We start from the raw sequence: 313 nt of genomic DNA, 5'->3' as shown, positions 1-313 counted from the left end.
GTTGTTGTCCACCAGATAGGGCTGATACGTGTCTATTAAGTAGTTCACTGATACCTAATGCTTCGACTAAGTAATCACACCAAGCTCCCCATTTCTGTTGGTTTAAATGCAATGGAAAGGCGATGTTTTGTTTTACGTTGAGTGGGGTGAGCAGGTTGAACTGCTGAAAGATAACGCCGAGCTTTTGGTGGCGGAAACGACTCCAGTGTTGGTCTTTCCAAGCTGAGGTATTTTCACCATCGAGCCATAACTCGCCTTCTGAAAGAGGTTCAAAGCCCGCAATTAGATTGAGTAGAGTACTCTTGCCACTGCC

General features: G+C 45.7%; 1 protein-coding gene. It reads right to left on the bottom strand.

Annotation, left to right across the window (positions count from 1 at the left end; translation table 11 throughout):
• Positions 1–313, bottom strand: a 313-nt coding sequence (locus BCT81_RS06310; protein ID WP_133152580.1) for an ATP-binding cassette domain-containing protein, incomplete at both ends; no start/stop codon positions are given.

This window comes from Vibrio sp. 10N.261.52.A1 (genome assembly GCF_002876325.1).
Lineage (GTDB): Bacteria > Pseudomonadota > Gammaproteobacteria > Enterobacterales > Vibrionaceae > Vibrio > Vibrio chagasii.
Note: the sequence above shows the minus strand (reverse complement) of the source record. Positions and strands in the feature narration are given on the sequence as shown.